The organism is Allobosea vaviloviae (genome assembly GCF_001298265.1).
Taxonomy (GTDB): domain Bacteria; phylum Pseudomonadota; class Alphaproteobacteria; order Rhizobiales; family Beijerinckiaceae; genus Allobosea; species Allobosea vaviloviae_B.
On the sequence record NZ_LGSZ01000045.1, the window covers coordinates 16,889 to 41,187 of the forward strand.

Annotated in this window: 21 protein-coding genes; 10 read left to right on the plus strand and 11 right to left on the minus strand. The window is 66.3% G+C overall.

The window, feature by feature from the left end; translation table 11 throughout:
• The first annotated feature begins 191 nt into the window (after nucleotides 1-191).
• The 7 genes from AE618_RS14085 (at nucleotide 192) to AE618_RS14115 (ending at nucleotide 8,810) form a co-directional block, all read left to right on the plus strand.
• On the plus strand, nucleotides 192-1,790 hold the full coding sequence (locus tag AE618_RS14085) for an ABC transporter substrate-binding protein (protein WP_432704502.1): 1,599 nt from the start codon (nucleotides 192-194) through the stop codon (nucleotides 1,788-1,790).
• Between the two features lie 171 nt (nucleotides 1,791-1,961).
• Complete coding sequence (locus AE618_RS14090; RefSeq protein ID WP_054209712.1) at nucleotides 1,962-2,954, plus strand: ABC transporter permease; 993 nt, start codon at nucleotides 1,962-1,964, stop codon at nucleotides 2,952-2,954.
• Complete coding sequence (locus AE618_RS14095; RefSeq protein ID WP_156330270.1) at nucleotides 2,944-3,879, plus strand: ABC transporter permease; 936 nt, start codon at nucleotides 2,944-2,946, stop codon at nucleotides 3,877-3,879. Before AE618_RS14090 ends, AE618_RS14095 begins: the two co-directional genes overlap by 11 nt.
• A gap of 156 nt (nucleotides 3,880-4,035) precedes the next feature.
• Entirely contained in the window at nucleotides 4,036-5,232 is a 1,197-nt protein-coding gene (locus AE618_RS14100) for an amidohydrolase family protein (RefSeq protein ID WP_054209714.1), read from the plus strand.
• Complete coding sequence (locus tag AE618_RS14105; RefSeq protein WP_248310876.1) at nucleotides 5,229-6,728, plus strand: amidohydrolase family protein; 1,500 nt, start codon at nucleotides 5,229-5,231, stop codon at nucleotides 6,726-6,728. The genes AE618_RS14100 and AE618_RS14105 overlap by 4 nt, the downstream gene beginning before the upstream one ends.
• Complete coding sequence (locus tag AE618_RS14110; RefSeq protein ID WP_054209715.1) at nucleotides 6,725-7,702, plus strand: ABC transporter ATP-binding protein; 978 nt, start codon at nucleotides 6,725-6,727, stop codon at nucleotides 7,700-7,702. The genes AE618_RS14105 and AE618_RS14110 overlap by 4 nt, the downstream gene beginning before the upstream one ends.
• Entirely contained in the window at nucleotides 7,695-8,810 is a 1,116-nt protein-coding gene (locus AE618_RS14115; protein ID WP_156330271.1) for an ABC transporter ATP-binding protein, read from the plus strand. Before AE618_RS14110 ends, AE618_RS14115 begins: the two co-directional genes overlap by 8 nt.
• 27 nt (nucleotides 8,811-8,837) lie before the next feature.
• On the opposite strand, the gene AE618_RS14120 is transcribed toward AE618_RS14115, so the two are convergent.
• Entirely contained in the window at nucleotides 8,838-9,443 is a 606-nt protein-coding gene (locus tag AE618_RS14120) for a BtpA/SgcQ family protein (RefSeq protein WP_197280789.1), read from the minus strand.
• A gap of 135 nt (nucleotides 9,444-9,578) precedes the next feature.
• Here AE618_RS14120 and AE618_RS14125 point away from each other — a divergent pair, with 135 nt between their 5' ends.
• The gene (locus tag AE618_RS14125; RefSeq protein ID WP_197280790.1) at nucleotides 9,579-10,256 is read left to right on the plus strand and encodes an ABC transporter permease; all 678 of its coding nucleotides are present in this window, start codon (nucleotides 9,579-9,581) and stop codon (nucleotides 10,254-10,256) included.
• Nucleotides 10,253-11,068: an ABC transporter permease gene (locus AE618_RS14130; RefSeq protein WP_054209716.1), complete on the plus strand. Its 816-nt coding sequence runs from the start codon at nucleotides 10,253-10,255 to the stop codon at nucleotides 11,066-11,068. The genes AE618_RS14125 and AE618_RS14130 overlap by 4 nt, the downstream gene beginning before the upstream one ends.
• A gap of 75 nt (nucleotides 11,069-11,143) precedes the next feature.
• On the opposite strand, the gene AE618_RS14135 is transcribed toward AE618_RS14130, so the two are convergent.
• From AE618_RS14135 to AE618_RS14150, 4 genes are all read right to left on the minus strand, one after another.
• Nucleotides 11,144-12,142, minus strand: a complete 999-nt coding sequence (locus tag AE618_RS14135) for an MBL fold metallo-hydrolase (RefSeq protein WP_054209717.1) — start codon at nucleotides 12,140-12,142, stop codon at nucleotides 11,144-11,146.
• Nucleotides 12,143-12,427: 285 nt separating this feature from the next.
• Nucleotides 12,428-13,264: an FAS1-like dehydratase domain-containing protein gene (locus tag AE618_RS14140; RefSeq protein WP_054209718.1), complete on the minus strand. Its 837-nt coding sequence runs from the start codon at nucleotides 13,262-13,264 to the stop codon at nucleotides 12,428-12,430.
• 14 nt (nucleotides 13,265-13,278) lie between these two features.
• On the minus strand, nucleotides 13,279-14,436 hold the full coding sequence (locus AE618_RS14145; RefSeq protein WP_054209719.1) for an acyl-CoA dehydrogenase family protein: 1,158 nt from the start codon (nucleotides 14,434-14,436) through the stop codon (nucleotides 13,279-13,281).
• A 23-nt stretch (nucleotides 14,437-14,459) separates the two neighbouring features.
• Nucleotides 14,460-15,590 carry a CaiB/BaiF CoA transferase family protein gene (locus tag AE618_RS14150; protein ID WP_054209720.1) on the minus strand — a complete coding sequence of 377 codons (1,131 nt, stop codon included), beginning with the start codon at nucleotides 15,588-15,590 and terminating at the stop codon, nucleotides 14,460-14,462.
• Between the two features lie 444 nt (nucleotides 15,591-16,034).
• Between AE618_RS14150 and AE618_RS14155 the strand changes: the two genes are divergently transcribed.
• On the plus strand, nucleotides 16,035-17,468 hold the full coding sequence (locus AE618_RS14155; protein ID WP_054209834.1) for an aldehyde dehydrogenase family protein: 1,434 nt from the start codon (nucleotides 16,035-16,037) through the stop codon (nucleotides 17,466-17,468).
• A 461-nt stretch (nucleotides 17,469-17,929) separates the two neighbouring features.
• Here the strand turns inward: AE618_RS14155 and AE618_RS14160 are convergent, their stop codons facing one another.
• From AE618_RS14160 to AE618_RS14190, 6 genes are all read right to left on the minus strand, one after another.
• Nucleotides 17,930-19,054, minus strand: coding sequence for a zinc-dependent alcohol dehydrogenase family protein (locus AE618_RS14160; RefSeq protein ID WP_054209721.1), 1,125 nt, complete (start codon nucleotides 19,052-19,054; stop codon nucleotides 17,930-17,932).
• A gap of 298 nt (nucleotides 19,055-19,352) precedes the next feature.
• Nucleotides 19,353-20,581, minus strand: a protein-coding gene (locus AE618_RS14165; protein ID WP_432704503.1) for an IS3 family transposase whose coding sequence is annotated in 2 segments (ribosomal slippage) — nucleotides 19,353-20,332 and nucleotides 20,332-20,581 — 1,230 coding nt in all. Because the reading frame shifts where the segments join, the coding sequence is not laid out codon by codon here.
• Between the two features lie 225 nt (nucleotides 20,582-20,806).
• Nucleotides 20,807-21,934: an enolase C-terminal domain-like protein gene (locus AE618_RS14175; RefSeq protein ID WP_054209835.1), complete on the minus strand. Its 1,128-nt coding sequence runs from the start codon at nucleotides 21,932-21,934 to the stop codon at nucleotides 20,807-20,809.
• An 11-nt stretch (nucleotides 21,935-21,945) separates the two neighbouring features.
• A complete protein-coding gene (locus tag AE618_RS14180; protein WP_054209724.1) occupies nucleotides 21,946-22,701 on the minus strand; it encodes an SDR family NAD(P)-dependent oxidoreductase in 756 nt (251 codons plus the stop codon).
• Nucleotides 22,701-23,498 carry an amino acid ABC transporter ATP-binding protein gene (locus tag AE618_RS14185; RefSeq protein ID WP_054209725.1) on the minus strand — a complete coding sequence of 266 codons (798 nt, stop codon included), beginning with the start codon at nucleotides 23,496-23,498 and terminating at the stop codon, nucleotides 22,701-22,703. The genes AE618_RS14180 and AE618_RS14185 overlap by 1 nt, the downstream gene beginning before the upstream one ends.
• A gap of 10 nt (nucleotides 23,499-23,508) precedes the next feature.
• Nucleotides 23,509-24,171 carry an amino acid ABC transporter permease gene (locus tag AE618_RS14190; protein ID WP_054209726.1) on the minus strand — a complete coding sequence of 221 codons (663 nt, stop codon included), beginning with the start codon at nucleotides 24,169-24,171 and terminating at the stop codon, nucleotides 23,509-23,511.
• Between the last annotated feature and the right edge of the window lie 128 nt (nucleotides 24,172-24,299).

Consider the following 24,299-nt stretch of genomic DNA (forward strand, 5'->3'; position numbering starts at 1 on the left):
GCTCCGCTCCAGTTTTACGCTTGTCTTCAATTATCGTATACAATAGCATCAATCAATCGCATGCAGGTTTGATTATTTATCGCACACCAGCTGCCGCGAGAATCGCCAGAACGGCGGAAATTTCGGCATTTTCTAGGACAAGCCGGAGGCGCCGCTGGGGGCCGCCTCCTGTCTCGCAGGGGAGAGCGACGATGAATGGCCCGATGCGCAAGTGCCGCCCGACACGCAACAGATGGCTGATGGCGGCGCTCGCTGCGGTCGCATTGACCGGGGTGGCGGAGGCGAAGACCCTGAAATGGGGCGCTGCCCGCGAGATCGCCTCGCTCGACCCCTATTCCTATGGCGACACCTTCACGCTCTCGGTACTGAACCATGTCTATGAGGGGCTGGTGCGCTACACCGGCGATCTCAAGATCGAGCCGGCGCTGGCGCAGAGCTGGGAGACGGTCTCGCCGACCGTCTGGCGCTTCAAGCTGCGTCAGGGCGTCAAGTTCCACAACGGCAACCAGTTCACCGCCGATGACGTCGTAGCCTCGCTGGAGCGCGTGACGCATGCGGATTCGCCGCTGAAGGGCAATCTGCCGGCCTACAAATCCTCAAAGAAGATCGACGACTTCACCGTCGAGATCGAGGTCAACGGCCCCTATCCGCTGCTGCTGAACGACCTGACCAACATCTTCGTCTTCGACAAGGAGTGGCTGGTCGCCAACAACTCGCTGCTGCCGACCGATTCCGGCAAGGGCGTGAAGGGCTACGCCACCGACAACGCCAACGGCACCGGCCCCTTCATCGTCGAGAGCCGCCGGGCCGATTCCAAGACGGTCTATGTCAAAAACCCGAGCTGGTGGGACAAGCCGCAGCACAACATCGACACGATCGAGTTCCTGCCGATCGCCTCCGCCTCGACCCGGGTCGCTGCGCTGCTTTCGGGGGAGATCGACTTCACCAATGTCGCGCCGCTGCAGGATCTGCCGCGGCTCTCGGCCTCGCCCGACGTCAAGGTGCTGCAGACCAACGAGCTGCGCACGGTGATCTTCGCCTTCAATCTCTCCGACAAGCTGTTCGAGAGCGATGTGAAGGATAAAAACCCGCTCAAGGACATCCGCGTCCGCGAGGCGCTCTACCGCGCCATCGACATCGACGCGGTGCAGAAGCGGGCCATGCGCGGCCTGTCGCGCAATACCGGCGCGCTGATCGCGCCCGCGATACCCGGCTACGAGCCCTCGCAGGATGTGCGGCTGCCCTTCGATCTCGACGGCGCCAAGAAGCTGCTCACGGCGGCCGGCTATCCCGGCGGCTTCAATTTCCAGATGAACTGCCAGAGCGACGGCCTCGTCAACGAGGAGGAGTTCTGCCAGGCGGTCGCGGCGATGTGGTCGCGCGCGGGCTTCAAGCCCAATCTCAGCCTCGCGCCGCGCAGCCAGCAGACGCCCAAGCGCGTCAAGGGCGAGTTCGACGTGATCTCCTTCGGCTGGGCCAATGAGCCGATGATCGACGCCTATTCGATCCTGATCCAGGTGATGCGCTCGAAGAGCGGCTCGGGCGGCGTGTTCAACTGGGGCAATTGGGGCGATCCGCGCATCGACGCGCTGATCGACAAGGCCGGCGTCGAGCTCGACACGCCCAAGCGCATCGCGATGATGCAGGAGGCGTTGAAGGTCGCCAAGACGGATCACCTGTTCATCCCGATGCACCAGCAGCCGATGGCTTGGGCAATGCGTTCGACGGTCGCAAACACGGTGCAGGCCTCGGACAACAAGCCGCGGCTGTGGCTGACGACGCTGAAGTGAGTTCAGTGTCATTCCGGGGCGCGCCGCAGGCGCGAACCCGGAACCCATGACCGGGCGAGCGGCCGCAATGACCGCTTGCCCTCGCTGCACCCAGTCGTGGGTTCCGGGTTCTTCGCTGCGCGAAGCCCGGAATGACAGGGCGGTTCGCGCGGCTTAGGAGACCCAACGACGATGCCGGCCTTCCTCCTCAAGCGTCTCCTGAACGCGGCCGGCGTGATGCTCGCGGTGGCGTTCATCGCCTTCCTGATCTTCCGCTTCGTCGGCGATCCCGTCGAGCTGATGCTGAACGAGCAGGCGAGCCAGGCCCAGCGCGACGAACTGCGTGCCCGGCTCGGCCTCGACAAGGGCTTCGTCCTGCAATTTGCGACCTTCGTCGGCAATGCTCTGCGCGGCGATTTCGGCATTTCCTACCGCAACCAGCAGGAGGTGTTCACGCTGATCGCGGAACGCTTCCCAGCGACTTTCGAGCTGGTGCTGGTCGCGACCTTCCTGTCGCTCGCCATCGGCATTCCGCTGGGTGTCTACACCGCAATCCGGCGTGACAGCCTGCTCGCCAAGGCGCTGCAATTCATCTCCGTGCTCGGTGTCTCGCTGCCGAGCTTCGCGCTCGGCATCCTGTTCATCCTGGTGTTTTCGGTGACGCTGCAATGGCTGCCGGCCTTCGGGCGCGGCGAGACCGTGCAGCTCGGCTGGTGGAGCACGGGCCTGCTCACGACATCCGGCCGCAAGGCGCTGATCCTGCCCGGCGTGACGTTGTCGCTGTTCCAGATCACGCTGGTGATGCGGCTGGTGCGGGCCGAGATGATGGAGACGATGCGGACCGAATTCATCCGCTTCGCTCGCGCACGCGGCCTGACGATGCGCTCCGTCCATTTCCGCCACGCGCTGCGCAACTGCCTGATGCCGGTGATCACCGTCACCGGCCTGCAGATCGGCAATCTGATCGCCTTCGCGCTGGTGACCGAGACGGTCTTCCAGTGGCCGGGCATGGGGCTGCTCTTCGTCCAGGCCGTGACCTTCGTCGATATCCCGGTGATGGCGGCCTATCTGATCGTTGTCTCCTTCATCTTCGTCTCGCTGAACACGCTGGTCGACCTGACCTATGCCTGGGTTGATCCGCGCCTGCGCGAGGATGCGCTTTCGGGAGCCGCGAATGCTCGCTGAGAAGGTTCGCAAACCCTCGTTGACCGCCCGCTTCCTCGACAGCGACATCGGCTGGAGCTTCCGCAGGACGCCGGCCGCCTGGCTCTCGGCGCTGATGCTGGCGCTGCTGATCCTGACGGCGCTGCTCTGCCCGCTGATCGCGCCGCAGAACCCGCATGATCTCGCGCAGATCTTCATCGACAAGGCCGAGATCCCGCCGATCTGGGCCGCCGACGGAGAATGGCCGTTCCTGCTCGGCACCGATCCGCAGGGGCGTGATGTGCTGTCGGCCATCCTCTACGGGACGCGGGTCTCGCTGATCATCGGCTTTGCGGCGGTGGTGGTCTCGATGACGCTCGGCGTCACGATCGGGCTCGTCGCCGGCTACCATGGCGGACGCATCGACAACCTTCTGATGCGGCTGGGCGACACCGTGCTGTCGATCCCGACACTGCTGATGGCGATCCTGGTGTCGGCGATCTTCCGGGAATTGCTGCCGCCGAACCTGCGGGAGCCTTTTGCCGCCGTCGTGCTGGTGATGTCGATCTCGCTGACCAACTGGGTGCAATATGCCCGCACCGTGCGGGCCTCGACCATGGTCGAGCGGCGCAAGGAGTATGTGCTGGCGGCGCGCATCATCAAGGTGCCGGCGATCCGGATCATGGCGCGCCACATCCTGCCGAACACGCTGACGCCGGTGATGGTGGCTGCGACGCTCAATCTCGGACTGGCCATCCTGTCGGAGGCGACGTTGTCGTTCCTGGGGGTCGGCATGCCGATCACGCAGCCATCGCTCGGCACGCTGATCCGTATCGGCAACCAGTACCTGTTCTCCGGCTCCTGGTGGCTGGTGATGTTCCCGTCGCTGCAGCTTGGGCTGATCGTGCTGAGCGTGAACCTGCTCGGAGACTGGCTGCGCGACGCGCTGAACCCGAAGCTGCGGTGAGAGTGATGCGGCCACGCCCTCTGCCGTCATTGCGAGCGAAGCGAAGCAATCCAGGGGACGTAGAGCGTGCGGCCCTGGATTGCTTCGCTTCGCTCGCAATGACGGAGCGGCAAGCCGGACCATGACGAACGAAGATAACAAGAGGATATGCTTGCAATGACCGCCTCTCTCCTTCTCCGCAATGTCCGTCCCTATGCCGGCCCGGCCGTCGACATGCTGATCGAGAACGGCAGGATCACGCGCATCGGCGCCGGCATCCAGGCGCCGGCCGGCGTCACGGTCGAGGATGGGCGCGGTGAGATCGTCATCCCCGGCCTGGTCGAGGCGCATGCCCATCTCGACAAGAGCCTGTGGGGCCTGCCCTGGTACACAAACGAGGTCGGCCCGAAGCTGCTCGACAAGATCGACAACGAGCGCGAGAACAAGAAGCGGCTGAACATCGACCCGGCGCGCCAGTCGGCGCGGCAATCGATCCAGTCCTCGCTGATGGGCTCGACGCATATCCGCAGCCATGTCGACGTCGATACCGAGCATGGGCTCTGGGGCGTCGAGGGCGTGATGGCGACGCGCGAGGGCTATCGCGACATCATCGACATCGAGCTCGTCGCCTTCCCGCAATCGGGGCTGCTGCGCCGGCCGGGGACGCTGGAGCTGATGGACCAGGCGATGAAGGCCGGATGCGAGGTCGTCGGCGGTCTCGACCCCTGCGCCATCGACCGCGACCCGAAGGGGCATCTCGATGCCGTCTTCGCCCTCTGTCAGAGATACGGCAAGCCGCTCGACATCCATCTGCACGAGCCCGGCGAAATGGGCCTGTTCTCGACGGATCTGATCGTCGAGCGCACGCGGGCGCTTGGCATGAAGGGCAAGGTCACGATCAGCCATGCGTTCTCGCTCGGCGCCGACCCCGCTCTGGTCGATCCTGTGATCGAGCAACTTGCCGAACTCGACATCGCGATCATGACGACGGGGCCTGCGAGCCGCCCTGCGCCGCCGGTGAAGAAGCTGCTCGCGGCCGGAGTCCGGGTCTGCTCGGGCTCGGACGGCATCCGCGACACCTGGGGGCCCTATGGCAATGCCGACATGCTGGAGCGCGCCATGTTCGTCGGCCTGCGCAACAATCTGCGCCGGGACGACGAACTCAGGCTGGCGCTCGATGTCTGCACCAGTGAGGGCGCCAGGGTGATGGAGGTCGACGGCTATGGCGTCAGCGAGGGCAGCAACGCCGATCTCGTGATCCTGCCCGGAGAGACCGTGGCGGAGGCGATCGTCACCCGCTCGCCCAAGCGCCGTGTGCTCAAGCGAGGAAAGGTCGTCGCCCGCGACGGCGTCTCGATCAGGACCGCGCCGTGACCTTGCGCCCAGCTCCACGTCCAAAGGGTCGCATCCTGCTGACCGCGCGCTGGCTCGTCGGCCACGCGCAAGGGCGGCATCGTCTCTACGAGAACGGCGAGATCGTGTTCGAGGATGGTACCGTGATCTTCGTCGGGCATGGCTTCGACGGCGAGGTCGCCCGGCGGATCGACTATGGTCATGCGCTGATCGGACCGGGTTTCGTCGATCTCGACGCGCTCTCCGACCTCGACACCACGATCCTCGCCTATGACAACCAGCCGGCCTGGAAGAAGGGCCGGGTCTGGCCGCGCTCCTATCTCGAGGCTGGTCCCTACGAGATGTATTCGCGCGAGGAACTGGCTTTCCAGAAGAAGCACGCCTTCGCGACGCTGATCCGCAACGGGATCACGACCGCATTGCCGATCGCCTCGCTGTTCTACCGGGCCTGGGGCGAGACGCCGGAAGAGTTCGAGGATGCGGCGGAGGCCGCTGCGGAGCTTGGGCTGCGGACCTATCTGGGTCCGGCCTACCGCACCGGCAATCAGCTGGTCGAAGCTGATGGCCGCATCGTCACCCATTATGACGAAGAGCGCGGTCTGGCCGAACTCGATGGCGCGATCGGCTTCTGCCGGGACTTCGAGGGCGCGGCGGGCGGCTTGATCCGCACCATGCTTGCGCCGGACCGGATCGAAACCTCGACGGCTGAACTGCTGCGCCGGACGGCTGCCGCCGTTGCCGATCTCGACGTGCCGGTGCGGCTGCATTGCTGCCAGTCGAAGATCGAATACGACCTGGTTCTCGCCCAGCACGGGATGAGCCCGCCGGAATGGCTCGATAGCCTCGGCTTCCTGAACGAGCGCTGCCTGCTGCCGCACGGCACCTTCGTCTCGGGCAGCCGCCAGATCGACCGGCCCGGCCGCGACCTCGAGATCATCCGCGATGCGGGTGCTGCGATCGTGCATTGTCCGCTGGTCTCGGGGCGTCACGGCAATGCGATCGACCATTTCGGGCGCTATCGCGAGATGGGGCTGAAGATCGGGATGGGCACCGATACGAGCCCGCCCGACATGATCATGAACCTGCAGGTCGGGATGATCCTGGCGCGCACCATGGCCGGCAGCGCCGGCGCGGTGCGCTCGGAGGACTATTACGACGCCGCAACCGTCGGTGGGGCCGATGCGCTCGGGCGTCCCGACCTCGGCCGGCTGCAGCCGGGCGCGCGTGCCGACATCAGCGTGTTCGACCTCGACCGGCCGCATCTCGGCCAGGTCATCGACCCGATCCAGACCATGCTGCTCGCCGGCCATGGCCGCGACTTTTCGACGGTCGTCATCGATGGGCGTTTCGTCATGGAAGAGCGCGTCATTCCCGGCATCGACGAGGCGGCCGATACGAAACGCGCGCAGGCGCAGTTCGAGGGCTTGATGGCGCGCTATCCCCAGCGCACCCATGGCCATCCGCCGGCGAGCGAGATCTTCTCGTCGAGCTATCGCGTCGAAAGGGCGGGGGCATGACCGCACCGCTTCTGTCCGTATCGGATCTGCGCATCGTCTTCGACGGCCGCCATGGCCCGCTGACGGCACTCGACGGTGTGTCCTTCGCGATCGCGCCCGGCGAAATCCTCGGCGTCGTCGGCGAATCCGGCGCCGGCAAGTCGCTGACCGGCACGGCCGTGATCGGCCTGCTCGATCCGCCCGGCCGGATCAGCGGAGGCGAGATTCGGCTCGACGGACAGCGCATCGACAATCTGCCGCCGGAGGCGATGCGCAAGCTGCGCGGGCGCCGGATCGGGGCGATCTTCCAGGACCCTCTCACCTCGCTGCACCCGCTGCTGACGGTGGGCGAGCAACTCGTCGAGACGATCACGACGCATCTGCCGGTGTCGGCGAGCGTGGCGCGGACGCGGGCGCTGTCGCTGCTGCGCGAGGTCGGCATCCCCGCGGCCGAGACGCGGATCGACCAGTATCCGCACCAGTTCTCCGGTGGCATGCGCCAGCGCGTCGTCATCGCGCTCGCGCTCTGTGCCGAGCCCAAGCTGATCATCGCCGACGAACCGACGACGGCGCTCGACGTCTCGATCCAGGCGCAGATCACGACACTGCTGAAGCGTCTCTGCCGCGAGCACGGCACTGCGATCATGCTGGTGACGCACGACATGGGCGTGATCGCCGAGACGGCCGACCGGGTCGCGGTGATGTATGCCGGGCGCATCGTCGAGATCGGCCCGGTCGAAGAGGTGACGCGGCGTCCGCGCCATCCCTATACGGCCGGGCTGATGGCCTCGATTCCCAGCGTCCATGCCCGCCATGCGCAGCTCAACCAGATCGACGGCGCGATGCCGCGATTGAACGCCATTCCGGACGGTTGCGCCTTCAACCCGCGCTGCGGGCGGGTGCAGACATTCTGCCGCGAGAACAAACCCGGTCTGCCTCCCGGCCTGCACGGCGCCGCCTGCCATGTCCCGCTGATGGAGCCGGTGCATGCGTGAACAGATGGCCGCTTCCGCTCTCAGCCCTCATCCTGAGGAGCCGCGCAGCGGCGTCTCGAAGGATGCTCCAGGAGATTCCGGAGCCTCGGCGAGCATCCTTCGAGACGCGCCTGACGGCGCTCCTCAGGATGAGGGCTCGCGAGGCGAAAGCGAGCCGATCCTCACCGTCTCGGCCGCCTCCTGCCGCTTCGATGTTTCGGCTCCCGCCCTGACCCGGCTGCTGTCGCGCGAGCCGCGGCGCATTCTGCGGGCTGTCGATGAGGTCTCCTTCACGGTCAAGCGCGGCACGACCTTCAGCATCGTCGGCGAGTCCGGCTGCGGGAAGTCGACGCTGGCGCGGATGGTCGTCGGCCTGCAGAAGCCGACGGAGGGGGCCCTGCGCTTCCTCGATATCCGTCGGGCCGACGGCACGGTCGGTCCGCCGCGGGTGCAGATGATCTTCCAGGACCCCTATGCCAGCCTCAACCCGCGCTGGCGCGTCGGCGACATCATCGCCGAGCCGATCCGCGAATTGAAGCTTTGTCCCGATGCGGCCTCGACGCAGGCGCGCGTCGGCGACCTGCTCGAAATCGTCGGCCTGTCGCGCAGCGATGCGCAGCGCTATCCGCATGCCTTCTCGGGCGGGCAGCGCCAGCGCATCTCGATCGCGCGCGCACTCGCCACCGAAGCCGATTTCCTCGTCTGCGACGAACCGACTTCGGCGCTCGACGTCTCCGTGCAGGCGCAGGTGCTCAACCTGATGGTAAGGTTGCAGAAGGAACTCGGGCTGACCTATCTCTTCATCAGCCACAATCTCTCGGTCGTCCGGCACATGTCGGACCATCTCGCGATCATGTATCTCGGGCGTTTCGTCGAGACGGGCGCGGCGGAGGAGGTCTTCGGCCGGGCGCGCCACCCCTATACGCGGCTGCTGCTCGACACGATTCCCGATGTCGAGAAGCCCAACCGCAGCCGCCAGCCGATGTCGGGCGAGGTCCCGAGCCCGATCGCGCCGCCACCGGGCTGCAGCTTCCATCCACGCTGCCCGATCGCGATCGAGCGCTGCCGCGTCGAGCCGCCGGTGCTGCGGCCGATCGAGGGCGAGTTCGTCTCCTGCCATCTCGCCTGAGACGGGGCACGCGTATCGGCTGAGGCCTCAGCCTCGGCCGGCGCGGGCAGCGTCCATGAAGCGCCGGCAGAGGTCGATGTCCCAGCGCAGCACGTCGCCGGCTGGGGCGTCCTTGCGCATCAGGGCCGTGCTGACGATGACGCCGTCGGCGGCCGAGAGCGCCTCGCCGACATTCCCTGATGTCACGCTGCCGCCGAGCAGGATCGGGCGCTTGATGCCGGTCTCGCGGGCACGGCGGATGCGGGCGAGCGAATCCGCCCAGTCGGCGCCGGTCAGGATCAGGCCGTCGGCGCCGGTCTTCTGCGCCCATTCGGCCGCGAATTCCGGCGTTTCCGCGGACATCGGCACGGCGGTGCGGTCATGGACGTCGGCGAGAATGGCGATGTCGTCGCGGCCAAGCGCATTGCGGAAGGCGAGGGCCTGCGCGCCCATGCCGGTCTTCGGGCCCTGCGCCGTCATGGCCTGTCCGACGAAGACCTTGAGGCGAACGAAATCGGCTCCCGTGGCGTGAGCGATCGAGAGCGAGGCGACGGGATCATGAGCCTCGACGATGATGCCCAGTCCAATTTCCGGCACTTCCGCCTTGAGGAAGCGTCCGAGCGCCGCCGTCATCGCCAGCGAGATCGGCTGCATCGGGCCAGCCTCGCGGCTCTAGTCCTGCAACTTGATATAGGGCACGCCGGCCTGCGCGAAGACCCGCGCATTCGTGGCCACGTAATCCTCGAGCCAGGCCATGCTCTTGTCGCGCATCTTGCCGAAATCGGGCAGGTGCCCTTCCAGCGCTCGCTGACGCTGGCGCTGACCACGACCTTCTTTTGCAGCCTGCTCGGCTTTCCCGTCGCTTATCTCTTCCTGATCGGCGGACCCTGGGTCCGGCGGATCATCCTGGTGCTGACGATCGCGCCGATCCTGACCAGCGGCATCGTGCGGACCTATGCCTGGCTTGTCATCCTCGGCGGGCGCGGCGTGGTGAATGCGACGCTGATGGATATGGGGCTGATCTCGCAGCCGCTGCGGATCATCAACACGCATTGGGCGGTGCTGATCGGCATGGTGCAGATCCACTTGCCGATCATGATCCTGCCGTTGATCGCGGTGATGAGCCGCCATGATTCACGGCTGGAGGAGGCCTCGGCCAATCTCGGTGCGAGCCGGTTGGACACGCTGCGCACGATCATCCTGCCGCTGAGCGTGCCGGGGCTTGGCACCGGCGCCTCGCTGGTCTTCACCCTGAGCTACACGACCTTCGTGGTGCCGCAACTGCTCGGCGGCGGCAATTATCTCAACGCCGCGACGATGATCTACGAGCAGGTGGTCTATTCGCTCGAATGGAGCAAGGGCGCGGTGACGGCCATGATCCTGATGGCGAGCTGCCTGGCGGTTCTGCTGCTCTTCGCCTGGCTCACGCATATCGGTACGCGCTGGACGCGGGTGGCGCAGCGATGAAGCGGATCGACGGCAGGGAGCTCCTCGACCGGCTGGGCATCGGCCTCGTCATTGGCCTCGCCGTGCTGGCGCTCGCCTTGCTGCTGCTGCCGGCGGTGATCGTGGTGGTGATGTCCTTCGACACGCGCGGCTATATCAGCTTCCCGCCGGCCGGCTTCACGCTCGACTGGTACTACAAGGTTTTCAACCAGCCGGTTCTGGTCAATGCGATGTGGACCAGCATCAAGGTCGGGCTCTACGTCACCGCGCTCTGCGTCGCGCTCGGCGTGCCGACCGCTCTGGCCTGCGCGCGCGGCGATTTCCGGGGCGCGACCGCGCTCTCGGTCTTCGTTTTGGTGCCGCATATGGTGCCGGGCATCGTGCTCGGTGTCGCCGTGCTGTTCTCGGGCGCGCTGCTGGGCATCGGGCCGTCGATCTGGCTGCAATCGATCTCGCTTTCGGTCTATGTCATGGCGGTGATGGTTCGCACCGTCATGGCGCGGCTGCAGCGGCTCGATCCGCTGCTGGAGCAGGCCTCGGCGAATCTCGGCGCGACGCGCTGGCAGACCTTCCGCACGATCACGCTGCCGCTACTGCTGCCGGCGATCCTGGCCGGTGCGGTCTTCACCTTCATCGAAGGCGTCGACAATCTCTCGGTGACGATCTTCACCCATGGCTATCGCGACCGGCCGCTGCCGATCGAACTGCTCGCCATCGTGCAGAACACCAACTCGCCGCTCGTCGCCGCCGTCTCCAGCGTCCAGATCATGCTGGCGATGCTGGCCCTGCTGGCGATCTCGCTGACCATCGGCCTCGACCGCGTCAACGAATAGGCCACGCGATGGCCGACAGCCCGAAACGGCGTCGTGCTATGCGCGACGCCGCCCGATCGATAGCCGTATCGCGCGTCAGCCCGGCAGCATCTGCATCGGTGCCGGGAGGTAGCGGAAGCCGTCGCCCGCCTTGGCGAGGTTGCCGAAGCCGGGCCAGGCGAAATGATAGGACATCACCGGCGTCCTTTCCTCGGCGAGCCTCGTCAGCAGCCTGACACGCGACTGGACCGCCTGTTTCGGATCGCTGTCATAGGCGAATTCGAGGCGCGGATTCTCCGTCAGGAGAACGGCGTGATGGGTGAGGTCGCCGAGAAAGGCGAAAGAGCTGGGCCCCGAGGCGACCTTGAAGATGTGGTGGCCCGCGGTATGGCCGGGCGCCGCGATGGCCTGGATGCCGGGCAGGAACTCCTGCTGATCCTTGAAGAAGACGATGCGGTCGCGCACCGGCAGCAGGTTGGCGCGGGCGTGCTCGATGAAGGCCTTCAGCGGCGAACCCAGCTTGCTCTCATCCGTCCAGAAGTCGAAATCGATCTGGCTGATATGGATGCGGGCATTCGGAAACAGCGCCTTGCCATCAGCCGTGCAGATGCCGCCGATATGGTCGATATGGGCATGGCTGCAGACGATGTCGTCGATATCGCTGGGCTTGATGCCGGCTTCGTCCAGGCTCTTCTGCAGGCGGCCGGTGGTCGGGCCGAAGGCTTTCGAGAAGCCCATGCCGGTGTCGAACATCACCAGCCTGTCGCCGAAGTTCACGATCGGAATGTTCTGCTCGAGAACGACGTTGTCCTTGGGCAGGAAGCTGGCATCGAGCATGCCGTAGACCGTCTCCTTGGGCACGCCGAGGAAGCTCGCGCCGGGGTCGCCGAGCGGCAACGGCCCATCGGAGACCACCGTGACCTCGGCGGTGCCGAGCATGAAGCGGTAGAAATAGCCCGGCTGGGTCCTGGACAAGGGGGCCTTCGCCAGGGCCGGAGCCCCGAGCGGACATGCGGCTCCGGCGGCCAATGCCGCCGCCGAGCCGAGGAAACCGCGACGGCTGGCGGATGGCAGACTGAACGTCTCGTTCGACATGACATATCCTCCCGTGCTGTGGGCTCCGGCCCTTGGCGGCCGGCTTCGTGCAGTCGATCACGGATGGCCGGTTTATGCCAGCCATCCGCCCGGGCGGGACGATGCACCGGCGATGGTGCCCGGACCAGGCCTGAGCCCTGAAGCCATGTACACGGTGGCATCCAGTTCCCTCGGCCGAGATCTCCGTTCGGCGACCGCAGCGGATATGGGTTCCGGGCTCTTCGCGTCGCGAAGCCCCGGAATGACCGCGGCTCCCTGCCGGTCCGCCGCTGCGAACCCCGTCGGCTAAAGCGGACGCGCCGTCCCCTCCATCCGCAGGCGGCCGTCGGCGCCTTCGGTCCAGGTCCGGATCGTGCCGTCATCCTGACGCCTGGCCTTCACGAGGAACGCTCCGCCCGACGTCAGCGGGCTGAGGCCGCGATAGTCGAGCTTCAGCCTCAGGCTGCCAGCCAGCGTCGCGGCGATGTTGAGCATCAACGTTGCCTGGATCGGGCCGTGGACGACCAACCCGTCATAACCCTCTTCGCCGGTGACATAGGGCTGATCGTAGTGGATGCGATGGCCGTTGAAGGTGAGCGCCGAGTAGCGGAACAGCAGGACCGGGCTGGCCTCGACCTGCCATTCCAGATCGGCGGGCTGCTGCTTGGCGGGTGCCGGCGGGGCGGCTGCGGCGCTCGACGCCTCCCGATAGACGATGTCGTGACGCTCGCGCAGTGCCAGTCCGCGCGAGGTTTCGACCTCGTGGTGGACGGCGACGAAACAGAGCGCACCGCTGCGGCCGTCCTTGGCGGTGACGTCGCCGATACGCGAGCGGCGCGTCACGAGATCGCCGTCGCGCAGCGGTGCCAGCGTCTCGATCGAGCCGCCGGCCCACATCCGGCGCGGCAGGGGAACCGGCGGCAGGAATCCACCCTTGGCCGGGTGCCCGTCGGGACCGAGCGCGCTCATCGGCGCGATCGGCGGCGCGAGGCACCAGTGCAGGGCGAGCGGCGCGTCGCCGGCCGGGCAGGGCGCCAGATGCGGCGCGAAGGTGGCGGCGAAGCTTGCGATCAGGCGCGGCGTGACCAGGTCCGAGGCTTCCTCGGTGCGGCCGATCCAGGTCCTGAGGTGGTCGATGTCCATAGCGGCGATCGTCTTCAATAGGAGCGCGGCATGCCCAGCACATGCTCGGCGAGATAGGACAGGATCAGGTTCGTCGAGATCGGCGCGACCTGGTACAAACGGGTCTCGCGGAACTTGCGCTCGATGTCGTATTCCTCGGCGAATCCGAAGCCGCCATGGGTCTGGATGCAGGCATTGGCCGCCTCGAAGGAGGCGTCGGCCGCGAGCATCTTGGCCATGTTGGCCTCGGCGCCCGGATTCTCGCCCGCCTCGTAGAGCCTGATCGCCTCGCGCACCATCAGTTCGGCGGCGCGCATATTGGCGTAGGCCCTCGCGATCGGGAACTGGATGCCCTGGTTCTGGCCGATTGGGCGGCCAAAAACCTGCCGCTCTTTGGCATAGGCCGAGGCCTTCTCGATGAACCATTTGGCGTCGCCGACGCATTCGGCCGCGATCAGGATGCGCTCGGCGTTCATGCCCGAGAGGATGTAGCGGAAGCCCTTGCCCTCCTCGCCGACGAGGTTCTCGGCGGGGATGCGGACATTGTCGAAAAAGACCTCGGTGGTGGCGTGGTTCATCATCGTCCGGATCGGCCGGATGGTGAGCCCGCTTTTGAGCGCCTCGCGCATGTCGAGGATGAAGACCGAGAGCCCGTCCGTGCGCTTGGCGACCTGTTCGCGCGGGGTGGTGCGGGCCAGCAGCAGCATCAGGTCCGATTGCGCGGCGCGGCTCGTCCAGATCTTCTGGCCGTTGACGACATAAGTGTCGCCCTCGCGCCGCGCGGTCGTGCGCAGGGCCGTCGTGTCGGTGCCGCTGGTCGGCTCAGTCACGCCGAAGGCTTGAAGGCGCAGCTCTCCCGAGGCGATGCGGGGCAAGTAGCGCTGCTTCTGCTCCGGCGAGCCATGGCGCAGCACCGTGCCCATCACATACATCTGCGCATGGCAGGCGGCGCCGTTGCAGCCCTGGCGCTGGATCTCCTCCATGATCACCGCCGCCGCCGAGAGCGTCAGCCCAGCGCCGCCATACTCCTCCGGGATCAGCGCAGAGAGGAAGCCGCTCTCGGTCAAAGCCGTGACGAACTCGGCCGGGTAGGCCATCTCGCGGTCGAGCCTGCGCCAGTATTCGCCGGGGTAGCCGGCGCAGAGGCGGGCGACGGCGTCGCGGATATCCGCATGGTCGGAAGACTGATGCATGCCGAGCCTGTCGCTTTTTCGATCTACCTGCCGATGCCGAATTCAGCCCGGAGCGCGTCGTCATGCTGGCCGAGCGTCGGCACGGGGCGCATCCGAACCCGCTGCCCATCGACGATCACGGGCGGGGCGAGCACCTCGACCGGGCCGGAGGGCGTATCAACCGGAAGCGTCGTCGCCGCCGGGTGGGTGATGAGATCGCCGACGCTGGACACCGTGCCATAGGCGATTGCATAGCGGTCGAGCGCGGCGGTGACGTCGGCGAAGGGCCTCTGCGCCAGCAAAGCCTGCACCTGCGCATCGACGACCTCGCGCTGCCGCACGCGCAGCACATTGGTGGCGAAGCGCGCATCCTCTGCCAGGGCCGTGCTGCCGAGAACCTCGCGGGCGAAAATCTGCCATTCGCGCTCGCTCTGGATCGAGACCAGCAGGTTGCCGTCGGCCGTGGCGAAGACGCCATAGGGCGCGATGGAGGGGTGGGCTAGCCCTAGCCTGGGCGGCTCGATGCCGCCGTAGCGGCGGGTCAGATAGGGCACGTTCATCAGCTCGCCCAGCGTGTCGAACAGCGAGAGCTGGATAGCCGAGCCCTCGCCGGTCTTCGCTCGCCGCAGCAGCGCCTCCAGGATTGCGGCATAGGCGGCCTGGCCGGTGGCGATGTCGGCGATCGAGATGCCGATGCGCGATGGGCCGGAGTCTTGCGTGCCGGTGATGGCGGCCAAACCCGATTCCGCCTGCACCAGCAGGTCATAGGCCTTGCGGGTGTGGTGGGGGGTGCCCGGTGCATAGCCCGAAACGTCGCAGGTGATCAGCCGGGGATAGCGGGCGCGCAGTTCGGCGGCGCCGAGTCCCAGCCGCGTCGTGGCGCCCGGTGCGAGATTCTGGATGAAGATGTCGGCCTCGCCCAGCATGGCCTCGACCATGGCGCGATCGTCGTCCTGCTTGAGATCGACGCGGCAGGATTCCTTGCCCCGGTTCAGCCAGACGAAATAGGAGGACAGGCCTTTGGCATAATCATCGTAGCCGCGGGCGAAATCACCCTCGAGGCGCTCGAGCTTGATCACGCGCGCGCCTGCATCTGCCAGCTTGCAGGTCGCGCTCGGGACCGCCACGGCCTGCTCGAGCGCGATCACCAGAATGCCTTCCAGCGCGTCAGTCATCGTCGAAGGCGATCCGCATCCCGTGGCAATGGTGGCGGATCGGGCAGGCAACGGCGTGTGAAGTCAAATAGAGTTTTTTGCGAGGGGGGCATGAGCACATCCTCGCCTGCCATCGGTCGTCGCTATGGCCGTCGGGGTTTGCGCGCCTCGTCCTGCGTGCGTTGCGCGACAGCCATCCCGAGATCGCGTTGCTCATCGCGCGGTCCACGTCCAGTTTGCGCGCGCGGCCAGGTCGCGACCATGCCCCGTGAGCTCGCTCGTGGCTGTGGGGCTGCAACAAGTTCATCGAGGACATACACCGCCAGTCCACGGTAAGCGGAACGCCGCGCAGTTCCACTGTCCATCGGGGCTCGGCGCCCTTGGATAGATCCCGGCATCGGCTTCGCTTGCGCGACGATGACGGCCCGCTTCGTCGAGACCCAACATCAGTTGTCGGAGACATGCATGACCCAGCACTTCATCAACGGCCGCCATGTCGCGGGCCGCAGCGGCGAGACCATGGCCGTGCTGGCGCCCGCGACCGGCGAGGAGTTCACCCGCATCGCCTGCGGCACGGCTGAGGATATCGACGACGCAGTCAAGGCCGCGCGCGCGGCCTATGAGGGCGCCTGGGGCAGGCTGACGGCGGCCGAGCGCGGCCGGCTGATCGCCAAGCTCGGGCTCAAGGTTCTCGACCATTTCGACGAGTTGGCGAAGATCGAGGCGCAGGACACCGGCAAGCCGATGGCGCAGGCGCGCGCCGATATCGACGCCACCGCGCGCTATTTCGAGTTCTATGGCGGCGCGGCCGACAAGGTGCATGGCCACATCATCCCGTTCCTGAACGGCTACAACGTCAACGTCATCCATGAGCCGCATGGCGTCACCGGCCATATCCTGCCCTGGAACTACCCGGCGCAGATGTTCGGCCGGTCGCTGACGGCGGCGCTCGCCATGGGCAATGCCGTGGTGCTGAAGCCGGCCGAGGAGGCCTGCCAGACGGCGCTGCGGCTGGCGGTTCTGGCCTCCGAGGTCGGCTTTCCCGATGGCGCCATCAACATCGTCACGGGTCGTGGCCATGAGGCGGGCGCGGCGCTCTCGGCCCATCACGGTGTCGACTTCATGTCCTTCACCGGCTCGCCCGAGGTCGGCCGGATGGTGCAGCACGCCTGCGCCGAGCACCTGATCCCCTGTACGCTCGAACTCGGTGGCAAGTCGCCGCAGATCGTCTTCGACGACGCCGATTTCGACGTGGCCGTGCCGATCGTCTGCAAGGCGATCGTCCAGAACACCGGGCAGACCTGCTCGGCTGGCTCGCGCGTGCTGGTGCAAAGCCACGTCTATGACGAGTTCATGGGCGCGGTCGCCAAGGAGTTCACCAAACTGCGCGCCGGCACGCCGGAGATGGATCTCGATTGCGGCCCGGTGATCAATGCCAGGCAACGCGGCCGCGTGCAGAGCTTCGTCGACCAGGCGCGCGAGGCCGGCATTCCGGTGATCGCCGAGGGCGCGATCGCGCAGGGCGTGCCGAATGGCGGCTTCTACGTGACGCCGACGCTGTTTGGAAAAGTGCCGCGCGGCAACCGGCTGGAGCAGGAGGAGGTGTTCGGGCCGGTGCTCGCCGCCTTCCCCTTCAGCGACGAGGCGGATGCCATCAAGCTGGCGAACTCCACCGAGTACGGCCTCGTCGCGGCGGTGTGGACCAGGGATGGCGGGCGCCAGCAGCGCGTCGCCAAGAAGGTGCGCGCCGGTCAGGTCTTCATCAACGGCTATGGCGCGGGCGGTGGCATCGAGCTGCCCTTCGGCGGCACCGGCAAATCCGGCCATGGCCGCGAAAAGGGCTTCGCCGCGCTGGAGGAGTTCGCGGTGACCAAGACGATCGTGCACAAGCACGGGTAAGATCGGTTGGCGATAGCGACGACGTTGCGGGCCTTCGTCGTCGTTGGAACAAGCCGACGAGGGGAGCGCTATTCGAACTCCGCGCGAATAAATCTCCCGCACCTGTCCATGGTTATAAAAATCGGCTTGAGCAGCGATTTCTTTAGCCGGACCTCTACCGTCCACTTATCTCCTTTGAAGTACGGTCCGACAGAAGAAGCGTCGCGGTCACTGATTTGGCAGCATGATTCCGAATCCAATTCGGCTGCTACCGCACTGCTGTCCTCGTAGCCGTGTTTTCGGAAGAAATACGGCTCTCGAGAAGCATAATTCTTTCCGATCCGAAGTGCGGTGCTTATATCAATCGGATTGCATTGAGTTATTCCCTCATCGGAGCAGGAAGCCAGAAGTGTCGCCGAGACGATAAGGACGGTTGAGCCCAAAGATTTGCCAAGGGCTCTTCTGCTTGGCTGGTGCATTGATCACATCATGATGACGTGGCGGATCGTGCGGCCTTCATTCAATGCGTCGAAGCCCTCGTTGATGCCGTCGAGCCCGCTCTGGCTGGTCATCAGCTTGTCGACCGGCAGCTTGCCGCGCAGATAGAGATCGACGAAGCGGGGGATGTCGCGCATCGGGATGCAGGAGCCCACGTAAGAGCCCTTCAGCGTGCGCTCCTCGCCGACGAGGCGGACGGGCGCCAGCGAGAGCGTGTGGGCGGGGTTGGCGAGGCCCGCGGTCGTGGTCGTGCCGCCGCGCCGCGTGATCTGGTAGGCGAGGTCGAGCGCCTTGACCGAGCCGGCCATCTCCAGCCCGTGATCGACGCCACCCTTGGTCGCGGCGCGGATCGCGTCGACCACGCCAGGGTCGCCCGCGTTGAAGGTGTCGGTCGCGCCGAGATCGCGGGCGATGGCGAGTTTCTCTTCCGACAGATCGACCGCGATGACCCGCGAGGCGCCGCAGGCCGCCGCGCCCATCAGCGCGCTCAAGCCGACGCCGCCAAGGCCGACGACGGCGACTGTCTCGCCGGCCCTGACCTTCGCCGTGTTCACCGCCGCGCCGACGCCGGTCAGCACGGCACAGCCGAACAGGGCCGCAATCTCATGGGGAATGTCGGCTTCGAGCTTCACCAGCGAATGGCGCGAAATCACCGCATATTCGGCAAAGGCGGAGACACCGACATGGTGGTGGACAGGCTGCCCACTGAGCGAGAGCCTCCGCCCGCCGGCGAGCAACTCGCCGACGCCATTGGCCGCATTTCCGGGCTCGCAGAGCGCCGGGCGGCCCTCGCTGCAGGGCGAGCAATGCCCGCAGGATGGCACGAAGACCATGATGACGCGGTCGCCGGCCTTGAGATCCTGCACGCCAGGGCCGGGTTCGACGATCTCGCCCGCCGCCTCATGGCCGAGCACCATCGGGACGGGCCGAAGCCGATTGCCGTCGATGACCGAGAGATCGGAGTGGCACAGGCCGGCAGCCCGGACCCTGACCAGCACTTCGCCGGGCCCCGGCGGCGCCAGATCGACCTCCTCGATCGAGAGCGGCCGGCTCTTCGCATAGGGAGCGGAGACGGGGCTGGCCTTCAGCACGGCGGCGCGGATCTTCATGGCAGGCATGTCCTCGACAGGTTTCTTGGATCGAATTCCTGAGGCTATCGGGCCGCAAAAACTGCGAGCTGTCAAAGAGGGAGATCGTGATCCCTGCGATCGGCCGGGACGGGATCGCTGCGCATGGTTGCCACGACGTCAGGGCAACCAGCGTTGCTGCGAAACGTCCACAAAACGTTCTCCGGCACATGCATGACGACGTTCTGAAAGACGCCGGAATGGCCTCAGGCCAACCGTGACCGCAAGGTTCACGGGATGATCTTGGTAGCGGGAGAGGAGCTGACGTTGCCCCCAGTTTCTATCCTGCGCTGAGTTCGTTTCCGGCGGTTACGGAGCCCGTTGGGGCTGGTGAAGCGAAGGGCTCTGGCGCTGTGCTTGTCGCATAGCGCGGCGCCAGGGCCCGTCGCGGGGTGAAGGTCGAGGCGAAGACAGACGGCGTCTGCCACCCGAGCTGGGAGTGAGGGCGTTTGGTGTTGTAGTCTGAGCGCCAGTTGGCCAAGGCGGTCCGGGCCTGTACCAGGGACGAGAACAGCGTCTCGTTCAACAGTTCGTCTCGCAGGCGGCCGTTGAACCTCTCGATGAAGCCGTTCTGCATCGGCTTGCCGGGCGCGATGTAGTGCCATTCGACGCGGGCCTGATCCGCCCATGCCAGGATCGCATTGCTGGTGAACTCGCTGCCATTGTCGCTGACGATCATCTTGGGCCTGCCACGCTCGGCGATCACACGATCGAGTTCGCGTGCGACCCGAAGGCCAGACAATGAGGTGTCGGCGACCAGCGCCAGGTTCTCGCGCGTGCAGTCATCCACGATGGCCAGGATCCGGAAGCGGCGGCCATCGGTGAACTGATCGGAGACAAAGTCGAGAGACCAGCGCTCGTTGGGCCTGAGCGGAACCAGCATCGGCGCTCTGGTGCCGATGGCCCTTTTACGCCCGCCACGCCGACGCACCGCCAGCTTCTCCTCGCGATAGAGCCGAAAGAGCCGCTTGTGATCCACGACATGGCCTTCGCGTTTGAGCAGGACATGCAGACGCCGCCTTACGGCAATTGAAGGCAATTGCCTGTCGGCCAGGGGGTACCCGAAGCGTCGGCGCTCGCGGGCAATCGCGATCATCCGCTCCCGCAGAGCGCGATCGTCAGGGCGCGTGGATCGATATCGCACGGTCATGCGGCAGCAGCCGATGGCTTTACACGCCCGCCGTTCGCTCATCGCGTGATGCTCCACGAGATGCGCGACGGCTTTCCGCTCGGCAGCGGGCGTCACCATTTCTTTCCCAGCAGATCCTTCAGCGCGACATCGTCGAGCATCGCATCGGCCAGCATCCGCTTCAGCTTCGCGTTTTCGTCTTCCAGCGTTCGAAGGCGCCTGGCCTCCGACACGTCCATCCCGCCGAACTTCGCCTTCCATTTGTAGATGCTGGCGTCGCTCACACCGTGCTTGCGGCAGAGATCGGCGACCGAGACACCCGATTCCTGTTCCTTCAGGATCGCGATGATCTGCTCTTCCGAGAAGCGGCTGCGCTTCATGTTCTGGTCCTCTCATTGGGCCAGAACGAACTTCAAACCGGATCAAGCCCAAGGGGCAACGTCAATGTCCCAGTGGTGGGGTAAGAGCGACGGCTAGGGAGGATCGCGCAAAGGTGCAGACAGCCCTTCAGCAACCACAGCATGGCTGCGGCACCGGCCATGCCCGACCCTGTGACGACGCCCGCAGAACGTCGTCCTGTATGTCCTGTGGATACATCGCGCCGTTCATCGCTCCGCCAGCACGCGCGCATTGGCGCGCACCGAGCGTTCGCTGACGCGGATGCCGAGGCCGGGTCCGTCCGGCACGACGACATGGCCGTCGCGATTGGCGACGCGCTCTTCGAGCACGTCCTCGGTCAGGACATGGTGTGGCATGTAGAACTCGCAGCCAAGCGAGATGCCCGGCGTCGCGGCAATGAACTGCGTGCCGGCGGCGAGCCCGATGCCGCCCTCCCAGAGCGTGCCGCCATAGCCCGGCAGCCCGGCGGTGTCGGCGATCGCCATGATGCCTTGCGCCTTGAGCAGGCCGCCCGCCTTCATCAGCTTGACCGAGATCGCGTCCGCCGCCTTGAGCCTGACGATCTCCATCAGGTCGCGCGCGTCGAAGCAGCTCTCATCGGCCAGGATCGGCGTGTCGAGCGCCGCGACGAAGGACGCCATCGCATCGAGATGGTTGCGCGGCACGGGCTGCTCGATGAAGGTCGGCTTGAACTGGTCGACATCGCGCAGGATCTTGATCGCCCCGAAGGGCTGCAGTGCCTGATTATAGTCGAGCCGCAGGTCGATCGCGTCGCCGAACTCGGAGCGCATCGCCTCGAGATGGGCGAGGTCTTCCGCGTGCGGCTTCACGCCGGTCTTGGCCTTGTAGATGACGTTGCCGGCCGGAACCATGACCCGCATCCGCTCCAGATCGGCAGCGAAATCCGGGTCGGCGATCGAAAAGGAGAGCGGGATCGTATCGCGCACCCGCCCACCCAGGAGATCGGCCACCGACAGGCCAGACTGTTTGCCAACGATGTCGAACAGCGCCATCTCGATGGCGACCTTGGCCTCGGCATGCCCGATCAGGGCCCGGTCGAGCAGCGCCATCGTCTCGCGGATGCGTCGCACCGGCCGGCCCATCAGGACAGGCCGGAGATAGACGTCGATGGCGGCAAGCGCCGCCTCCGCCGTGCCGGTGAAGACCTCCCAGGGCGCAGCCTCGCCCCAGCCGACGACGCCGTCACTCGCGGTCAGTTCGACCAGCACGCGCTTGACCGTGCCCTTGACGTTGCCGACCCCCTGGAGCCGCGCCATCTTGATCGGGCTCTCGATGAAGAACAGCCGGATGCGCTCGACGGTGGCCGTGGTCATGATCTGCAGGCTCATACGAGCCCCCCGTTGACGTGGATCGTCTGGCCTGTGACGTAGGACGCCGCCGGCGAGGCGAGGAAGCCGATCACGGCGGCGACCTCCTCGGGCAACCCGCGGCGGCCCAGTGGAATGATCGCCTCCATCCGCGCGATGGCCTCGGGCGAAAGCTTGCTGCCCTTGCTGTCGTCCTTGCGGATGAGACCAGGGGCGACGGCGTTCACGGTGATCGCGTCGATCGCCAGTTCATGCGCCATCAGGCGGACCGTCGTCTCCAGCGCCGAGCGGCTTGCCGCCGTGGCCGCGAAGGGCTGCATGTCGGTGCGCAGCGCATGCGCGACGAAGGACGAGGTCGCGACGATGCGGCCGCTGCCGCCCGTCTTCAGGAGCGGCCGTGCCAGCCGCGCCATGTGCAACAGTGCGACCGCCGATTCCTCGAAGGCCTGGTGGAGTTCGGCCTCCGGAAGGTCCATGATGCCACCCTTGCGGGCATGGCCGGCGACAGCGATCACCCCATCGAGACGGCCGAACCGCTCGCCGGCGAGAGCCACGGCGCGTTGGGCGGTTTCCTTCGCGGTGACATCGCCGAGGACGGTCGCGACGGTGGCTCCCGCTGACCGGGCACGCTCGGCGACGGCCTCGAGGCCGGCCTGATTGGAACCGGTGTGCAAGACGAGGCCAATGCCCGGGCCCGCAAGCACGAGCGCCGTCGCCCGCCCGATGCCACTCGCCGCCCCAGTGACGAGATGGACGCGCTGAGGCGCGGCCATCAGGATACAGCTCCGGCGACGGGCTGGGCTGCCCCGCCGCGGTGGAAATGGCCGAGGAAGGCCTGCGTCGCCGCCTCGCGCGGCGCGTCGATGACCTGCCGGGCCGGCCCCTCCTCGACGACGACACCGTCGCGCATGAAGATCACCCTGTCGGCGACCTCGCGGGCGAAAGCGATCTCATGGGTGACGATGACCATGGTCATGCCCTCGGATGCCAGCTTCTGCATCACGGCCAGAACCTCGCCGACGAGTTCGGGGTCGAGCGCCGAGGTCGCCTCGTCGAACAGCATCACGTCGGGCTCCATGGCGAGCGCGCGCGCGATCGCGACGCGCTGCTTCTGTCCGCCCGAAAGGCGGCTGGGATATTCGTCTGCCTTGTCGGTCAGGCCGACCTTGGCCAGCAGGGCCATCGCCTTCTCGCGCGCCTGGGCCTTCGGCGTGCCCCGCACGGTGACGGGCGCCTCCATGACGTTGCCGAGCGCCGTCATGTGCGGGAACAGGTTGAAATGCTGGAAGACCATGCCCGTTCCGGCGCGAAAGCGGGCGAGTTCGCGCGTGCCCGGCAGCTTCGTGCCCGACCCGAAGGCGAAGCTGTCGGCGCCGACGCGTACCTGCCCGCCATTGGGCGTCACCAGCAGGTTGATGCAGCGCAGGAGGGTCGATTTGCCCGATCCCGACGGGCCGATCAGCGCGACGACCTGGCCCTGATCGACGCTGAGGTTGATGTCCTTGAGGACGACGAGATCCCCGAACTGCTTGCGCAAGCCAACGATCTCGATCTTCGATTGCGTGTCCATCGCCAAAGCCTCAATCGCTCGTGGACAGCTTCTTCTCGCCCTGCCGTACGATGATCGTCAGCGGGTAGAGAAGCAGGAAATAGGCGACCGCGACGGCGCTGTAGACCTCCAGCGGCCGATAGCTGTCATGGGCCGCGATCTGGCCCTGATAGAGCAGGTCCGGCACCGCCAGCACCGACACCAGCGAAGTGTTCTTGAACTGGATGATCGACTGGTTCATCAGCGGCGGCACCATGCGCTTGAGCGCCTGCGGCAGGATGATCCGCCGCATCGCCTGGAAGGGCGTCATCCCGAGCGCAGCCGCAGCCTCCGGCTGGCCGGGATCGATCGAGACGATGCCGCCCCGGATGATCTCGGCATAGAACGACCCGCCATAGAGCGAGAGCGCCAGGATCGAGGCGGTGACGGCGGATATCTCGATGCCGCTCAGGATCGGCAGCGCGTAGTAGAACCAGACCAGCTGCACCAGAACCGGCGTGCAGCGGAAGACCTCGATATAGGCGTGCGCCAACCAGCGCAACGGGGCGAAGGCCGAGAGCTTCGCCAGAGCCGCCGCGAGCCCGACGACCAGCCCTAGCACGACGATCGCGATGGTGAAGCCGACCGTGATGCCGAGCCCGTTCAGGAACAGCCAGCGATAGCTCCAGAGGAAGTTGAAATCCCATTGGTACATGAGGCGGGGTCCGGTCGAGGGATGACATGCCGTGACAAGAGCGTCGGGCTATCCGGAAAAACCGCGCCGTCGTTCCGGGCGACTGCAAGTCGGCCCGGAATCCATTCAGAACCTCTGTCAGAAGGGCT

What these genes read in the sequence shown, in the direction of transcription:
- AE618_RS14085 (WP_432704502.1), top strand. Translation starts at nt 192, where the DNA reads ATGAATGGCCCGATGCGCAAGTGCCGCCCGACACGCAACAGATGGCTG.
- AE618_RS14090 (WP_054209712.1), top strand. Translation starts at nt 1,962, where the DNA reads ATGCCGGCCTTCCTCCTCAAGCGTCTCCTGAACGCGGCCGGCGTGATG.
- AE618_RS14095 (WP_156330270.1), top strand. Translation starts at nt 2,944, where the DNA reads ATGCTCGCTGAGAAGGTTCGCAAACCCTCGTTGACCGCCCGCTTCCTC.
- AE618_RS14100 (WP_054209714.1), top strand. Translation starts at nt 4,036, where the DNA reads ATGACCGCCTCTCTCCTTCTCCGCAATGTCCGTCCCTATGCCGGCCCG.
- AE618_RS14110 (WP_054209715.1), top strand. Translation starts at nt 6,725, where the DNA reads ATGACCGCACCGCTTCTGTCCGTATCGGATCTGCGCATCGTCTTCGAC.
- AE618_RS14115 (WP_156330271.1), top strand. Translation starts at nt 7,695, where the DNA reads ATGCGTGAACAGATGGCCGCTTCCGCTCTCAGCCCTCATCCTGAGGAG.
- AE618_RS14120 (WP_197280789.1), bottom strand. Translation starts at nt 9,443, where the DNA reads ATGCAGCCGATCTCGCTGGCGATGACGGCGGCGCTCGGACGCTTCCTC.
- AE618_RS14130 (WP_054209716.1), top strand. Translation starts at nt 10,253, where the DNA reads ATGAAGCGGATCGACGGCAGGGAGCTCCTCGACCGGCTGGGCATCGGC.
- AE618_RS14135 (WP_054209717.1), bottom strand. Translation starts at nt 12,142, where the DNA reads ATGTCGAACGAGACGTTCAGTCTGCCATCCGCCAGCCGTCGCGGTTTC.
- AE618_RS14140 (WP_054209718.1), bottom strand. Translation starts at nt 13,264, where the DNA reads ATGGACATCGACCACCTCAGGACCTGGATCGGCCGCACCGAGGAAGCC.
- AE618_RS14145 (WP_054209719.1), bottom strand. Translation starts at nt 14,436, where the DNA reads ATGCATCAGTCTTCCGACCATGCGGATATCCGCGACGCCGTCGCCCGC.
- AE618_RS14150 (WP_054209720.1), bottom strand. Translation starts at nt 15,590, where the DNA reads ATGACTGACGCGCTGGAAGGCATTCTGGTGATCGCGCTCGAGCAGGCC.
- AE618_RS14155 (WP_054209834.1), top strand. Translation starts at nt 16,035, where the DNA reads ATGACCCAGCACTTCATCAACGGCCGCCATGTCGCGGGCCGCAGCGGC.
- AE618_RS14160 (WP_054209721.1), bottom strand. Translation starts at nt 19,054, where the DNA reads ATGAAGATCCGCGCCGCCGTGCTGAAGGCCAGCCCCGTCTCCGCTCCC.
- AE618_RS14175 (WP_054209835.1), bottom strand. Translation starts at nt 21,934, where the DNA reads ATGACCACGGCCACCGTCGAGCGCATCCGGCTGTTCTTCATCGAGAGC.
- AE618_RS14180 (WP_054209724.1), bottom strand. Translation starts at nt 22,701, where the DNA reads ATGGCCGCGCCTCAGCGCGTCCATCTCGTCACTGGGGCGGCGAGTGGC.
- AE618_RS14185 (WP_054209725.1), bottom strand. Translation starts at nt 23,498, where the DNA reads ATGGACACGCAATCGAAGATCGAGATCGTTGGCTTGCGCAAGCAGTTC.
- AE618_RS14190 (WP_054209726.1), bottom strand. Translation starts at nt 24,171, where the DNA reads ATGTACCAATGGGATTTCAACTTCCTCTGGAGCTATCGCTGGCTGTTC.